We start from the raw sequence: 15,181 nt of genomic DNA, 5'->3' as shown, positions 1-15,181 counted from the left end.
ACGCGATGCGCCGGAATACGAAAGGATTGTCCGATGCTTGATACATCCGAAGGATACACCACCGCGGATGGTCGCAAGATTGGCGGCGTGGTGATGGAGATGAAAAACATCACCCTGCGATTTGGTGGGGTGAAGGCGATCACCGACATCAGTTTTGACATTCGCGAGGGCGAGATCCGCGCGATCATCGGCCCCAACGGTGCCGGCAAGTCGTCGATGCTGAATGTGATGTCCGGGTTTTATGTCCCGCAAGAGGGCGAGGTCTGGTTCCACGGCAAGCCACGCCCACCGTTGAAACCGTATGAAGTTGCCCGTCAGGGGATCGCGCGCACCTTTCAGAACATCGCCCTGTTCGAGGGCATGAGCGTTCTGGACAACGTGATGACCGGGCGGTTGACGCAAATGAAAACCGGACTTCTGGCCCAGTCGATCTGGAAGGGCAGGGCCGAAAAGGAAGAGACCGAAAACCGCGAGATCGCGGAGAAAGTCATCGATTTTCTGGAAATCCAGGCGATCCGAAAAACTCCGGTCTCGCGGTTGCCTTATGGGTTGAAAAAACGGGTCGAACTGGCGCGGGCGCTGGCGGCGGAACCAAAGCTCTTGCTGCTGGACGAGCCGATGGCGGGCATGAATGTCGAGGAAAAAGAGGACATGAGTCGCTTTATTCTGGATGTGAATGACGAATTCGGCACCACAATAGCGCTGATCGAGCATGACATGGGCGTGGTGATGGACCTGTCCGACCGCGTTGTCGTGATGGATTACGGCAAGAAGATCGGCGACGGCACCCCGGACGAGGTGCGCAACAACCAGGAAGTCATCGACGCCTATCTGGGGGTGGAACATGACTGAACGACTAGCAGAGACAAGGGAACGCAGGCATGTCTGACCAATTTGTTTTCGCAATGGAGGTCACGCTGAACGGCCTGATGGCGGGCGTACTCTATGCGCTTGTCGCGCTTGGCTTCGTGCTGATCTACAAGGCCAGCGGAATTTTCAACTTTGCACAGGGTGTGATGGCCCTGTTTGCGGCTATGACGCTGGTCGGAATCATGAATGGCCAGGTGCCGTTCAGCCATCTGATCAATGCAACCTTCGGCACCGATCTGCACGATTTCGGCTGGCATTTGCCTGCATTGCTGGCAATCCTGCTGACGGTCGGTGTCATGGTGTTGCTGGCCTGGGGGGTGCAGCGGTTCGTATTCAGCCATCTGGTCGGACAGGAGCCGATCATCCTGTTCATGGCCACCATCGGTCTGGCCTATTTCCTTGAGGGGCTGGCGGATCTGATGTGGGGGTCCGAGATCAAGACGCTGAACGTCTGTCTTTTCGGCGAGTCCGGCTGTCTGCCCCAGGGCATCAATGAAACCATAGATGCCGTCACATATGAATGGTTCGGATACGGGTTCTTCATCGATAATCTGGACATTACCGCCACCATCGTTGCCGCTGTTCTGGTCGCCGCACTGATTGCTTTCAGCCAGTATACCAAGCAGGGGCGGGCGCTGCGTGCGGTGGCCGACGACCACCAGGCCGCGCTGTCGGTTGGGATTTCTCTGAACTTCATCTGGATCCTGGTCTGGTCGCTTGCGGGGTTTGTCGCGCTGGTGGCTGGCATCATGTGGGGCGCGAAGTCGGGCGTTCAGTTCAGCCTGTCGCTGATTGCACTCAAGGCGCTGCCGGTGCTGATGCTGGGCGGGTTCACGTCGATCCCCGGTGCCATCGTCGGCGGACTGATCATCGGGGTCGGTGAAAAGCTGTTCGAATTCGCCATAGGCGCGCCTTTCCTGGGCGGTGCTACCGAGAACTGGTTCGCCTATGTGCTGGCGCTGGTCTTCCTGGTGTTCCGACCGCAAGGCCTGTTTGGCGAAAAGATAATCGAGCGGGTGTGACGTTGACCGGGATTATTGCCTACATGAAACTCGCGCGCTCGGCCAAGGCCAGCGGATATGCACGCAACTCCAGCCAACTGGATGCAGAAACGCGCAACCGCGCGCAGGCCAAGGGGACAATCTGACCATGTTCTACCGTGAAGCCGGTGATTTCCACACCACCTACACCTCTGACAGCCAGACCTTTCCGATCAAGTTCGACCGGTATCGGTACTATGTCATTCTGGTCATTGCCTTTCTGGTCGTGCCCTTCATCATCAACGACTATTGGGCCAATGCGATCCTGTTGCCGTTCCTGATCTATGCCATCGCGGCAATCGGTCTGAACATCCTGACGGGCTATTGCGGGCAAGTCAGCCTGGGCACTGGCGGGTTCATGGCTGTGGGGGCCTATGCCTGCTACAAGTTGATGACCGCCTTTCCCGATGTCAGCATGTTCATCCATGTGATCCTGGCCGGGGCGATCACCGCCGTGGTCGGTGTGCTGTTTGGCTTGCCCAGCTTGCGGATCAAGGGGTTCTATCTGGCGGTGGCGACGCTGGCGGCGCAGTTCTTTCTGCTGTGGTTGTTCAACAAGGTGCCGTGGTTCTACAATTACTCGGCGTCGGGCCAGATCAACGCGCCCGAGCGCGAGGTCTTTGGCATTCTCATCACCGGAGCCAGCGCACCGGCCTGGGCCACCTATCTGTTCTGTCTGATCTTCTGTTTCGCCAGCGCCATTGTGGCGCGCAACCTGACCCGTGGCACGGTCGGGCGGAAATGGATGGCGATCCGGGACATGGACATCGCCGCCGAGATCATCGGCGTGAACCCCCTGCGTGCCAAGCTTTCAGCCTTTGCCGTCAGTTCGTTTTTTGTCGGTATCTCAGGCGCGCTTTTCTTTTCGATCTATCTGGGCGCGGTCGAGGTTGGCGAAGCATTCAGCATCCAGAAATCGTTCCTAGTGCTGTTCATGGTCATTGTCGGCGGCCTGGGGTCGATCTTCGGGTCCTTTGCCGGGGCGGCGTTCCTGGTTTTGCTGCCTGTCGCGCTCAAGGTGTTGGGGGTGGACATGCTGGGATGGCCCACCGACATCGTAGCGCATTTCCAACTGGTCATCGTTGGCGCGCTGATCATCTTTTTCCTGATCGTCGAACCGCACGGGCTGGCCCAACTGTGGCGCCTGGCCAAGGAAAAGCTGAGACTGTGGCCCTTTCCGCACTAGGGGCAAGAGGCGGGGCAAACCCGCCCCACGAAAGGCCCTGCCGCGAGGACGGGCGATCACATCGGACCAATATAAATGGGAGGATTAAACCCGATGAAACTGAAACTGACATCTCTGGCGCTTGGCGCCGCTCTGGCCGCCGGTCCGGCGCTGGCGGACCTGACGTTCCCGGACCTGAGCTACCGCACCGGGCCTTATGCCGCCGGGGGCATCCCATTCTCGGATGGCTATAACGACTATTTCACCCTGTTGAATGAACGCGACGGAGGCATCGGCGGCGTCAAGGTGAAGGTTACCGAGTGCGAAACCGGTTATAACACCGAAAAAGGCGTCGAGTGCTATGAGGCGACCAAAGGCGACAGCCCGATGGTCTATCAGCCCCTGTCCACCGGTATTACATATCAGCTGATCCCCAAGGCCACTGCAGATGGCATCCCCATGCACACTATGGGTTATGGCCGCACCTCGGCCAAAAACGGCGACGTGTTCAGCAACGTGTTCAACTATCCCGCTAACTACTGGGACGGGGCCTCGGGGGTGGTGAACTATCTGTTGGAAATCAACGATGGTAACATCAATGGCAAGAAGCTGGCGTTGCTCTACCACAACTCGGCTTACGGCAAGGAACCGATCCGTACATTGGAAGAGCTGTCCAAGAAACACGGTTTCGAACTGGTACTTCTGCCGGTTGATCACCCAGGCCAGGAACAGAAATCCCAATGGCTGCAGATCCGCCGGGAAAAGCCGGACTACGTGACCATGTGGGGCTGGGGCGTAATGAACCAGGTTGCCATTCAGGAAGCCGCCAATATCCGCTATCCGATGGAGAACTTCATCGGTATCTGGTGGTCCGGCGCGGAACATGACGTTTTGCCCGCCGGCGCTGCGGCGGATGGCTACAAGGCTGTGACGTTCCACAACGTGGGCCGTGACTTCCCGGTGTTCGATGACATCCAGACCTATGTCATCGACGCGGGTAAGGCCGCGGGTGCTGGCGATCAGGTTGGCAACGTGCTCTATAACCGGGGTATGTATGCTGCGATGCTGGCCGCCGAGGCAGCCAAAACTGCGCAAGAGATCCACGGCACCCAGGATATCACGCCTGAAATGATGCGGGATGGGATGGAAGCTCTGGAAATCACCGAAGAGAAGATGGCCGCCCTCGGCATGCCAAACTTTGGACCCAGCTTCAAGGTGACCTGTGGCAACCACGGCGGCGACGGTATGGTCGGCGTTAACCAATGGGATGCCGAAACCCAGACCTGGTCGTTGATTTCGGACTTCAAACCGACCGATTCCGAAGTGATCGGCGCGCTGATCGCCGAAGACTCCGCAGCCTTTGCGGCGGAAAACAATATCGAGTCGCGCTGCAAATAAGGCGCGATAGTCCGGCGGCGGCTGCCGTCGCCGCCGGAGAGCTCACACGTTATGCCGGGAAGATACCCCATGCTGGATGCCGCCAAGACCACCGACGTGCAGGCCGAGACCCTGCTGGAAGTCAACAACATCGAAGTGATCTACAATCACGTGATCCTGGTGCTTAAAGGCGTCAGCCTGAACGTGCCCCGGGGTGGTATCACTGCTCTTCTGGGCGGCAACGGGGCGGGCAAGACCACCACGCTGAAAGCGATCAGCAACCTGCTGCACTCCGAACGCGGAGAGGTCACCAAGGGCTCGATCAAGCACCGTGGCGAGATTGTGCATGAACTGGACCCCGCCGAACTGGTCCGGCGCGGCGTGATCCAGGTGATGGAGGGACGCCACTGTTTTGAACACCTCACGGTCGAGGAAAACCTGCTGACCGGATATTACACCCGTGCCGAAGGCAAGGCCGCGATGATGGCCGATCTGGAGAAGGTCTATGAGTATTTTCCCCGCCTGCGTGAACGGCGAAAAAGCCAGGCGGGCTATACCTCGGGCGGCGAACAGCAGATGGTCGCGATCGGGCGCGCGCTGATGTCCAAACCGGAAACCATCCTGCTGGACGAACCCAGCATGGGTCTGGCACCGCAGCTGGTCGAAGAAATCTTTGGTATCGTCAAGGACCTGAACGAGAAAGAGGGCGTGTCTTTTCTGCTGGCCGAACAGAACACCAACGTGGCGCTGCGTTTTGCCCATTACGGTTACATCCTGGAATCGGGCCGCGTGGTGATGGACGGACCTGCCGCCGAGCTGCGGGAAAATCCCGACGTCAAGGAATTCTACCTGGGCATGTCGGATGAGGGACGCAAATCGTTCCGTGACGTGCGCAGCTATCGCCGCCGCAAGCGGTGGCTCAGCTAAATGCCGCTGCTCTGCTCAAGACCCAAACCGCCGACCTGCAAGGCGGACCCCTGTGGAGTACTGTCAAAATGACCGGTTATTATGACGATCTGGAAACCCGTTCAGCCGACCAACGCGCCGCGGACCTTGCCCGCGAATTGCCGGTGCAGATCGCCCGGGCCAAGACGCTGGCCGGTTATGCCGCCACATTGGGCGATGTCGATGCCGAAACGATTACCGACGCGGCGGCGCTGGCGGCGCTGCCGGTGCTGCGCAAGTCCGAACTGGGCAGGGCACAGGCGGAAAACCCGCCCTTTGGCGGCTTCACAGCGAAGCCCGCCTGTGGCTATGCGCATATTTTCCAATCTCCCGGCCCGATCTATGAGCCAGGCGGCATCGGCCACGACTGGTGGCGGTTCGGCCGCGTATTGCATGCGGTGGGCATCGGCCCCGGTGACATTGTGCAGAACTGTTTCGGATATCATCTGACTCCGGCGGGGATGCTGTTCGAAAGCGGAGCCCGTGCGGTCGGGGCGGCGGTGCTGCCTGCTGGCACGGGCCAGACCGAATTGCAGGTCACGGCAGCGCGCGACGTGGGCACCAACGCTTATGCGGGCACGCCGGATTATCTCAAGGTGATCCTGGACAAAGCCGACAGCATGGGCGTGCGGTTGCATTTCACCAAGGCGACCGTCGGCGGCGGGGCTTTGTTCCCCAGTCTGCGCGCCGAATATGCTGATCGCGGGATCGTCTGTCTGCAATCCTATGGTACTGCCGATCTTGGCAACATCGCCTATGAAAGTGCGGCGATGGAGGGCATGATCGCAGACGAGCATGTCATCGTCGAGATTGTGACTCCGGGCACCGGCACGCCAGTAGCGCCGGGCGAAGTGGGCGAGGTGGTCGTAACGACGCTGAACCCGGATTACCCGTTGATCCGTTTCGCCACCGGCGATCTCAGCGCGATGATGGCGGGGCAATCGCCTTGCGGGCGCACCAATATGCGCATCAAGGGCTGGATGGGGCGCGCAGACCAGACCACCAAGATCAAGGGCATGTTCATCCGCCCCGAACAGGTGGCCACGCTGGTCGCCAAGCATGACGAGATCGTCAAGGCGCGGGTCATTGCCACCCGCCAAGGCGAAATGGACACGATGACGGTGCAGATCGAGGCCCGTGGCGGTGACGGTGCGGCCTATGCCAAGACCATTGCCGATGTCCTGAAACTCAAGGGTGCGGTGGAAGTGGTCGCGCCGGGCAGCCTGCCCAAGGACGGGCTGGTGATCGAGGATCAGCGCAGCTATGACTGAGCGCCGCACCTGCGATGACGGATCCTGACGCATGACCCGTGTGGCGCTGGTCACGGGCGGTGCCCGCGGCATCGGTCGCGCCATTGCGCTGGATCTGGCGCATGACCATCAGGTCGCGATCACCTGGCGCGACACACGTCCAGACGGTTTGCCCGCGTCTATTGCCGCCATTCGGGCCGATCTTACCGACGCGTGCGCCTGTCGGACGATCATCGCCGAGGTGATCCGCCGGTTCGGAGGTCTGGACGTGATCGTGAATAATGCCGGATTGGTCGCCTCGACCCCTGTTGACAAATTCGCCGCAGATGCCGCGCGTGCAATCCTGGATGTGAACCTGATTGCGCCGGGGGAACTGCTGGCGGCGGCGCTTGAGTATTTGAAGCCGGGTGCTGCGATTGTGAACATCTCTTCGATCAACGCGGTGTTGCCACCCAAGGACGCCTCGATCTATGGCGCCAGCAAGGCGGCGCTGAATCTGTGGACCCGGGCCATGGCCAAGGAACTGGGCGACCGGGGCATCCGTATCAACGCCGTCGCGCCAGGCGCGATCAACATCCCGGAAGATCCGCGCCCACCCGATCTGACCCAACAGTTTGTCCAGCAGACGGCGCTGGGACGCATCGGCACGCCTGACGATGTGGCGCGCGCGGTGCGGTTCCTGGCCAGCGACCAGGCTGGGTTTATCACCGGCGAAGTACTTGCGGTCTCCGGCGGCTACAGGCTGTGATGCGATCCGGGGCAACCCGTCGCGGCATTCAATCTGGTCTTTCCGACGAAAATGGTCGAATAACGTTTGAACCAATACCCGCACCGGATTGGCATGAAGTCGGACCAGAGCAAAACCAACGTGACCGAAACCGTTCAATATGCCGCTTACGGTAGGCACCGCCGCACGCAGGGTGGCGCGGGACTGTTGTCGGTTCTGGCTTATGGCGTGGCAGCGGTCTGCCTGTTGCCGATGCTGGCGGTGGCGTTGGCCGCAGTGACCGGGGGCACCGACACGATCAGCCATCTCTGGGACACGGTGCTGCCACGATATGCCCTGACCACAGTGGCGCTGGTGCTGATGGTGGCGGCGGGGACTTTCGCGGTGGGTGTCGGCGCGGCATGGCTGGTGACGATGACGCGCTTTCCCGGTGTGCGGGTGCTGGAGATCGCGCTGGTTCTGCCGCTGGCGTTCCCGGCCTATGTGCTGGCCTATGCCTATACCTATCTGCTGGATCATCCCGGCATCGTTCAGTCCGCCCTGCGCGCGGCGACCGGCTGGGGTCCAAGAGACTACTGGTTCCCCGAGATCCGCTCGATCTGGGGTGCGGCATTCATGTTGATTCTAGTGCTTTATCCCTATGTCTATCTGCTGGCACGGGCGGCGTTCCTGCAACAAAGTTCGGCGGCATTTCTGGCTGCGCGAACATTGGGCAACAGCGCCTGGTCCGCTTTCTGGAAGGTCAGCCTGCCAATGGCGCGCCCGGCGATTGCGGGCGGTGTGCTGTTGACAGTGATGGAAACCATTGCCGATTTCGGGACCGTGGCCTATTTCAGCGTGCAGACTTTTGCCACCGGCATCTATACCAGCTGGTTTTCGCTGGCCGACCGTGCCGGGGCCGCGCAGTTGGCGTTGTGCCTGCTCAGCTTTGCGCTGTTTCTTGCGATCCTAGAACGGGTTCAGCGTGGGCGCGCAAAATATCATCAGGCGGGGAAGGGACATAAGGCGATGCCACCCGCGCACCTGACCGGTTGGCGTGCCGGGCTGGCGTTGCTGCTGTGCGTGACCCCGGTGGTGTTGGGCTGCGTGCTGCCAGTGCTGGTGCTGTTCAACATGGGCCTGGGCGGAGAACAGGATTTGCTCAGCCCGCGTTATATCGGTTTCATCCGCAATTCGATCACCCTGGCCGGTATCGCGGCGGCGGTGACATTGGCGGCGGCCGTCTGCGTCGGTTTCTATCAACGGCTGCGGCCGGGCCGAAAATCCTCGGTTGCGGCCTATATCGCGCGGATGGGATATGCTGTGCCCGGCGGGGTGATCGCGGTCGGGCTGATGGTGCCCTTTGCTGCCTTTGACAATGCGCTGGATGGCTGGATGCGCAGCAACTTTGGCATCTCGACCGGGTTATTGGTGACCGGTTCCATCTGGCTGCTGATCGCGGCCTATATGGTGCGTTTTCTTGCCGCCGCCCTGGGGGCGTATGAGGGAGGGCAAAGCACTGTACATGCCAACATGGACGCCGCTGCACGCTCGCTGGGCGAGACCCCTCTGGGTACGCTGCGACGGGTGCATCTGCCGATCCTGACGCCCAGCTTGCTGACTGCGCTGCTGATCGTGTTCGTCGACGTGATGAAGGAACTGCCTGCGACGCTGATCATGCGGCCTTTCAACTATGACACCTTGGCGGTGCAGGCTTATCGGCTGGCCAGCGACGAGCGGCTTGAAGGCGCGGCGGTGCCGAGTCTTGTGATCGTTGCGGTCGGTTTGCTGCCTGTGATCCTGATCTGTCGTCAGGTCGGGCGGACCCGCTGAGCGGGCTTCCTGCGGGTCATCAGGACTCCCACCAGGTCTGGATGTCGGCGCGGGTGATGCGATCGGCAGGGCCGAGAGCGACCAGCGAGGTGCGATCGGCCTGTGCGCGCCGGGCATGGACATGACGTCCGACCACATGCACCTCATAGCTGCCATCCCCGGTGCGGATGAATCCCTTGAGCCGATAGAGGCCGTCGGGCCGGCTGGCCAGCTTGTCGCCCATTGCCGCCCGATCCAGCACCAGATCGCTGTCATGTTGCCAGCTGGCATAGGCCGGATGCGGTGCGATGCTGCGGCCACGGGGCAACGGAACAATGTCAAACAGCAGATTACTCAGCGCGGCGTCGCCGACCGCGGTAGGTGCGCGCGCGCCGATCCGGGTCAGGCGTTCGATCATTTCTGGATCCGGCACGTCGGTTTTGGTCAGCATCACCAAATCGGCGGCGGTTATCTGTTGCGTGACCTGCGGTGCAACCAGATCGTCGGCCAGAAGCCCAGCGATGTTCTGTGCATCCACCAGCGTCACGATCCCGGCATAGCCGAGGTCGGGTTCGGCAAGGACGGCATTGGCGACGGCGGCAGGGTCGGCGATACCGCTGGCCTCGATGATCAGGTGATCGGGGCGGGGATTGCGCTCCAGAACCTGGGTCAGGGCCATCGACAGATCCGGCCCCATAGTGCAGCAGACGCAGCCATTGGTCAGTGCGACGCTGTCCTCGCCCCGTGCGTCGATCAGCGCGGTATCGATATTGATCGCGCCGAAATCGTTGACGATGACCATCAGGTGCAGCCCGTGATCCTCGGCGAGCAGCCGGTTGATCAGCGTGGTCTTGCCAGCGCCGAGATAGCCGCTGAGTATCGTTACGGGCAGGTTGGTCATAGTGCTGCCGCCTCTATGAGTGCGGGCTGAGTCATGGCGGTGTCTGGCATGTTGGGCTCCTGTCGGCCACAGCAGTAGCCCGGGATCATACCCGGGCAAACCCGAAATTCTCGCCTATTTGGCGGCTTCCATCAAAGCCAGCTCGTGGATGGCGAACCGGATGCAAGCGGATTCGTCCAGATGTGTGCGTGGACCCGGGTAAATTACACCTGCTCCGTTCAGCAGTGTGGTGCGCCGGTGCAAGAGCACCTCGGTTCCATTGGCTATTCGGATCACGCTGCCCGAGCTGCTGTGATCGGTAAACTCCACTTGCCAGCGTCTCACGGACAGGGCGGCGTGTTTGCGTGACACCCAGGGCTGGCTAAGGACGATGTCGCACTCTGCGGAGCGTCCGATGGTCAGGGTATTCCCCTCGCCAATCTGCCAGGTCTTGTCCCCCAGACTGAACTCGGCATATTCGGTGCCACCGGAACGTTCCTGCGCAGGTTTGGCGAAGATGACGGTTTGTTCGCTCATCTCGGTCACCGAACAGGAATAGACCCGCGTGGAGCGGGCCTTGCCACGCAACTGGATCTCGCCGATCATCTGCAAGCGCGCCTTTGAGTCCGGCTTCAGGTCGTCGAAGCTCTGATCGCCAACCAGAACCTCACCCGGCTTGGCCAGCGAGGTGAGCCGTGCTGCGGTGTTCACCGCACTGCCATAGATGTCGTTTTCGTGGTTCAGGATCTCGCCGAAATAGATGCCCACATGTACCGACAGCCCAGCAGGCCAGGATTCATTGATCATTGCCCAGGCGGCCTGAAAGGACTCATCTGAGGTCCTGAAAAAGCTCAGGACGTCGTCGCCCTGGGATTTCACGCATTTGCCGCCCGTGTTCTCGATGATTTGCCGCATCCGGGCCAATACCTTGCTGACCTGTTCCAGGGCGGCCTGATTGCTTTCGGTCTCGTACAGCTGGGTGCTGCCGGTAATGTCCGAAATCAAGACGCTGGCGTGGGGCATGACAAAATTGGTCCAGGTTCAAATAAGCAGTCTGATTGTAGATGCCGGTCAAAAATCGGCCACCGTAGTGTATCATATCCGCGATCTGCGGCAGAGATGCCATAAATGGGCGCCCAGTGGTATACCGGTCTTCCTTACCTTGATTGTGACAGCTTGCCGTGGAAAATACCATTCCACCCCACCTAGGCGCGCTTTGCACAAAAAAAGGCGCAGGAGAAACCCTGCGCCCAGTTCTGCATCGATTGTGACCTGGGTTATTCCCAGTTTACCTCATTAAAGATCCGCTGTGCTGCTGGCAGGTTGTTGGCCACCTCCGACAGGTTCACGTCGTCGGGTTTGAAGAACCCAAGTTCGGCGATCGAGGGGGACAGGGCCACACCGGGTACGGACGGATATTCGTCGTTTCCGGCCGAGAAATAGACCTGTGCCGAGTCGCTGGACAGGTATTCCAGGAACTTGATTGCATTTTCGCGATTCGGCGCATGAGCGGCCATGCCACCGCCGGACAAATTCATATGTGCGCCGTTGCCGTCCTGATCGGGGAACACCCAGCCGATGGTTTCGCGTTGCTCGGACAGACCTTTGACATCGGTGCGGATGGCGCGGGCAAAGTAATAGGTGTTGGCGACCGCGATTTCGCACTCGCCGGAAATGATGCCGCGCATCTGGTCGGTGTCACCGCCCTGTGGCTTGCGGGCCATATTGTCGACGATGCCCTGCGCCCATTCCTTGGCGGCGGCCTCATTGGTATGGGTGATGATCGAGGCCAGCAGGGTCTGGTTATAGGTGTTTGACGACGACCGGATACAGACCATACCCTTGTATTTGGGGTCGGCAAGTTCGGCATAGGTTTGCGGCGGATCGGTCACATCGTTCTTGTCGTAAAAGATGATCCGCGAGCGCTGCGAAAAGCCGAACCACTGGTTGTCTGCATCTTGCAGATAGGCGGGGACACGCGTTTCCAGAACTGCACTGTCGACCGATTGCAATACACCGGCCTCTTTTGCGCGTTGCAGGCGGGAGGTGTCCACTGTCAGAAGAACGTCGGCGGGGCGAATTCGCTCCCTCGGCCTGCATGCGGGCGATTAATTCGTCGGCCTTTCCTTCGATGCGGTTGATCGTGATGCCGGTGGCGTCCTCGAAGTCGGTGTAAAGCCGTTCGTCGGTGTCATAGTGGCGCGAGGAATAGAGGTTCAGCTCGCCGTCGGCGCTGGCGGTGGTGGCGAGCGTGGCCACGAGGGCTGCGACGATGCAGGTCGATGGTTTCAGCATGAGGTGATATCCTGACTAGTTGTTCCTGTCGTCCGGGTTATTACCCGACTGATTTCGTCGATTATAGGAATTTGAAAGAGATGCAAAGCATTTCCGACTAAAACAATAAGAAAGAATTCGGCGGGTCGGACAATTGACATCGGGCCATCCTGCGGATTGTGTTAGGATCGAGGGCTCACACAAGGAAGAGTGCGATGAAGGTAGTAGTCATGGGTGCGGGGGTGATCGGCGTCACCACCGCCTATTATCTCGCGCGCGCGGGGGCCGAAGTCGTTGTTTTGGACCGTCAGACCGGTCCGGGCCTGGAAACCAGCTATGCCAATGCGGGCGAGCTTTCATATGGCATGACCTCGCCCTGGGCGGCTCCGGGGATTCCGACCAAGGCGATCAAATGGCTGTTCATGAAGCGCCGCCCGCTGTTCATCTGGCCGTTGATCAGCCCGACCATGTGGAAATGGAGCTTGCAGATGCTTGGCAACTGCAATGACGAAAGTTATCGCATCAACAAGACCCGCATGGTGCGGATTTCGAACTACAGCCGCGACGTGATGCCCGAGCTGATCGACGAGACCGGGATCGAGTATGACGGGCGGGCGCAGGGCACCCTGCAACTGTTCCGAACCGCCAAACAGATGAAAGGATCGCGTGCCGATCAAGAGATTTTGGCGGAATTCGACAGCCCGTTCGAAGAGCTTGGCCGGGACGCCTGTATTGCCGTTGAGCCGGCGCTGGCCGAGGTGCGCAACAAATTTGTCGGCGGCCTGCGCCTGACTGCCGACCGCACCGGCGATTGCCGGCTGTTCACCATGGCACTGGCCGAGAAGGCCGCTGAACTGGGCGTGCAGTTCCAGTATGGTCAGTCGATTCGCGGTATCGCGGTCGAAAACGGGCGCATTGCGGGCGTCGATACCGAACTGGCGGGGCGAATAACCGGTGATCGCTATGTCTGTGCCTTGGGCAGCTTTGCCGCAGGGCTGCTGAAGCCCATCGGCATCCGCTTGCCGGTCTATCCGGTCAAGGGCTATTCGGTGACCCTTCCGGTGACCGACGACGCTATGGCGCCGCAGTCCACGATCATGGACGAAACACACAAGGTCGCGATCACCCGGCTGGGCGACCGTATCCGTGTGGCGGGCACCGCCGAGATCGCCGGGTACAGCAACCGTCTGGGGCCGCATGCGACCGATACGGTGCGTTACGTCATCAACGATCTGTTCCCAAAGGGCGGCGACCTCAGCCAGGCCGAAGGCTGGACCGGGCTGCGCCCGATGACTCCTGATGGAACTCCGGTGTTGGGCGGTACGGTCTATGACAACCTGTATCTGAACACCGGGCACGGAACGTTGGGCTGGACCATGGCCTGCGGGTCGGGACGCGCGGTCGCGGATCTGGTTTTGGACAAGGAACCCGAGATTTCCTTCGATGGGCTGACTGCTGCCCGCTATGGCTGAAGAGCAGGCCCTGGTGCGCGCAAGCGGTCAACTACAGCAAGGCACAAAAAAACCGCGCCCGAAGGCGCGGTTTTAAATGGTGAATTCGGTCGCGGACCGATCAGCCCTGGCGGGCTTTGAACCGGCGTTGCGTCTTGTTGATGACGTAAACGCGGCCTTTGCGACGCACAACACGGCAATCACGGTGCCGATTCTTGAGCGAGCGGAGCGAGTTTCTGACCTTCATGGTCCTTCTCCTGTTCCAGCGGCGCGGGCCAGCGCCTTTTTGTTGCGGGTGCCTCGGGCGAGCCCGAAACAGTGAATTCATGGTGGGCACTACAAGGTTCGAACTTGTGACCCCTTCGATGTCAACGAAGTGCTCTACCGCTGAGCTAAGCGCCCATGAATACCGTTGCGAAAGATCTGCCCCAACAAAATGGGGCGCGGAATCCCGCGCCGGTAGCGGGTCTATAAAAGGAGTCGCAACCGGGATCAAGGGCTTTTGGCAACTTGCGAATCCAGTCTATGCTGAGCGTAACGAGGAGACGCAATGCCCCAGTCCGCTTTTGACCTGATTCTGCCCAAGCGTCGCCTGTCCGGTGTGGTGTTTGCCTCGCCGCACAGCGGCAATTGTTATACTCCGGCTTTCCTGCGCCAGACTCCGCTGGATCATTTGGCCATCCGCTCTTCCGAGGATGCCTATGTTGATCAACTGTTCGGCAGTGCGCCGGAATATGGTGTGCCGCTGCTGTGTGCCGCCATGCCACGCGCCTATGTCGATCTCAATCGCAGCCCCGATGAACTGGATCCGGCGCTGATCGAGGGCGCTGTTCGGCGCGGACAAAACCCGCGCGTCGCATCGGGATTGGGGGTGATCCCGCGCGTCGTGGCAAATGGGCGTGCAATCTATACCGGCAAATTGCCGATGGCCGAAGCGCAGCATCGGATCGACCGCTATTGGCGCCCCTACCATCAGACGTTGCAGGACCTGTTGGATCAGGCGCATCGCGATTTCGGGCAGGCGATTCTGATCGATTGTCACTCGATGCCGCACGAGGCGATGGACGGGGTCGCCCGCAACAGCCGCCGCTGTCCCGAAATCGTTCTGGGGGATCGTTTCGGTGCCGCCGCCGGGGGCGAGATCGTGGACCGGATCGAGGCGGCGTTTTCGGCTGCCGGGCTGGCGGTGGTGCGCAACGCACCCTTCGCCGGGGCGTATATCACGCAGGCCTACGGTCGTCCCTCGCGGCGCCAACACGCGGTTCAGGTCGAGATCGATCGTTCGCTCTATCTGGACGAACGGCAGGTCCGTCCAAATGCAAATTTCGACAGCTTGCGCCGCGCGTTGCGGCAGGTGATTGCCGAAATCGCCGAGATTGGCAACGAACAGATGCCGCTGGCAGCTGAATAG

General features: G+C 60.3%; 13 protein-coding genes, 1 tRNA gene and 1 pseudogene. 10 read left to right on the top strand and 5 right to left on the bottom strand.

All coding sequences use genetic code 11. The features are described 5' to 3' along the window. Nucleotides 1-33 precede the first annotated feature (33 nt). The 8 genes from NANH_RS0113000 to NANH_RS0112960 all read left to right on the top strand — a co-directional run bounded on the left by NANH_RS0113000 (nt 34) and on the right by NANH_RS0112960 (nt 9,186). Entirely contained in the window at nt 34-852 is an 819-nt protein-coding gene (locus tag NANH_RS0113000; RefSeq protein ID WP_027262417.1) for an ABC transporter ATP-binding protein, read from the top strand. A 29-nt stretch (nt 853-881) separates the two neighbouring features. Further along, nucleotides 882-1,892, top strand: coding sequence for a branched-chain amino acid ABC transporter permease (locus NANH_RS0112995; RefSeq protein ID WP_027262416.1), 1,011 nt, complete (start codon nt 882-884; stop codon nt 1,890-1,892). A gap of 127 nt (nt 1,893-2,019) precedes the next feature. Further along, nucleotides 2,020-3,096: a branched-chain amino acid ABC transporter permease gene (locus NANH_RS0112985; RefSeq protein WP_027262415.1), complete on the top strand. Its 1,077-nt coding sequence runs from the start codon at nt 2,020-2,022 to the stop codon at nt 3,094-3,096. Nucleotides 3,097-3,189: 93 nt separating this feature from the next. Beyond that, on the top strand, nt 3,190-4,473 hold the full coding sequence (locus NANH_RS0112980) for an ABC transporter substrate-binding protein (protein ID WP_027262414.1): 1,284 nt from the start codon (nt 3,190-3,192) through the stop codon (nt 4,471-4,473). Nucleotides 4,474-4,542: 69 nt separating this feature from the next. Beyond that, complete coding sequence (locus tag NANH_RS0112975; protein ID WP_027262413.1) at nt 4,543-5,379, top strand: ABC transporter ATP-binding protein; 837 nt, start codon at nt 4,543-4,545, stop codon at nt 5,377-5,379. Between the two features lie 68 nt (nt 5,380-5,447). After that, nucleotides 5,448-6,668: a phenylacetate--CoA ligase family protein gene (locus NANH_RS0112970; protein ID WP_027262412.1), complete on the top strand. Its 1,221-nt coding sequence runs from the start codon at nt 5,448-5,450 to the stop codon at nt 6,666-6,668. Nucleotides 6,669-6,699: 31 nt separating this feature from the next. Then, entirely contained in the window at nt 6,700-7,395 is a 696-nt protein-coding gene (locus tag NANH_RS0112965) for an SDR family NAD(P)-dependent oxidoreductase (RefSeq protein WP_027262411.1), read from the top strand. A 93-nt stretch (nt 7,396-7,488) separates the two neighbouring features. Continuing rightward, nucleotides 7,489-9,186, top strand: coding sequence for an ABC transporter permease (locus NANH_RS0112960; protein WP_036049831.1), 1,698 nt, complete (start codon nt 7,489-7,491; stop codon nt 9,184-9,186). A 19-nt stretch (nt 9,187-9,205) separates the two neighbouring features. Here the strand turns inward: NANH_RS0112960 and NANH_RS0112955 are convergent, their stop codons facing one another. The 3 genes and pseudogenes from NANH_RS0112955 to NANH_RS26200 all read right to left on the bottom strand — a co-directional run bounded on the left by NANH_RS0112955 (nt 9,206) and on the right by NANH_RS26200 (nt 12,340). Beyond that, complete coding sequence (locus NANH_RS0112955) at nt 9,206-10,066, bottom strand: CobW family GTP-binding protein (RefSeq protein ID WP_027262409.1); 861 nt, start codon at nt 10,064-10,066, stop codon at nt 9,206-9,208. Between the two features lie 114 nt (nt 10,067-10,180). Then, a complete protein-coding gene (locus tag NANH_RS0112950; RefSeq protein ID WP_027262408.1) occupies nt 10,181-11,068 on the bottom strand; it encodes an adenylate/guanylate cyclase domain-containing protein in 888 nt (295 codons plus the stop codon). Between the two features lie 254 nt (nt 11,069-11,322). Next, a pseudogene (locus tag NANH_RS26200) lies at nt 11,323-12,340 on the bottom strand (Fe(3+) ABC transporter substrate-binding protein). A gap of 194 nt (nt 12,341-12,534) precedes the next feature. Between NANH_RS26200 and NANH_RS0112940 the strand changes: the two are divergent. Next, nucleotides 12,535-13,791, top strand: coding sequence for a D-amino acid dehydrogenase (locus tag NANH_RS0112940; RefSeq protein WP_027262407.1), 1,257 nt, complete (start codon nt 12,535-12,537; stop codon nt 13,789-13,791). A 100-nt stretch (nt 13,792-13,891) separates the two neighbouring features. On the opposite strand, the gene ykgO is transcribed toward NANH_RS0112940, so the two are convergent. Together ykgO and NANH_RS0112930 are read right to left on the bottom strand one after the other, a co-directional pair. After that, nucleotides 13,892-14,017, bottom strand: a complete 126-nt coding sequence (gene ykgO / locus NANH_RS27970) for a type B 50S ribosomal protein L36 (protein WP_005850168.1) — start codon at nt 14,015-14,017, stop codon at nt 13,892-13,894. Nucleotides 14,018-14,097: 80 nt separating this feature from the next. Beyond that, nucleotides 14,098-14,172 (bottom strand) — tRNA-Val (locus NANH_RS0112930). A 148-nt stretch (nt 14,173-14,320) separates the two neighbouring features. Between NANH_RS0112930 and NANH_RS0112925 the strand changes: the two genes are divergently transcribed. Beyond that, entirely contained in the window at nt 14,321-15,181 is an 861-nt protein-coding gene (locus NANH_RS0112925) for an N-formylglutamate amidohydrolase (RefSeq protein WP_027262406.1), read from the top strand.

It is taken from the genome of Sedimentitalea nanhaiensis DSM 24252 (assembly GCF_000473225.1).
Lineage (GTDB): Bacteria > Pseudomonadota > Alphaproteobacteria > Rhodobacterales > Rhodobacteraceae > Sedimentitalea > Sedimentitalea nanhaiensis.
The sequence above is the reverse complement of the archived record's forward strand: the minus strand, read 5'-3'. Positions and strand labels throughout refer to the sequence as shown.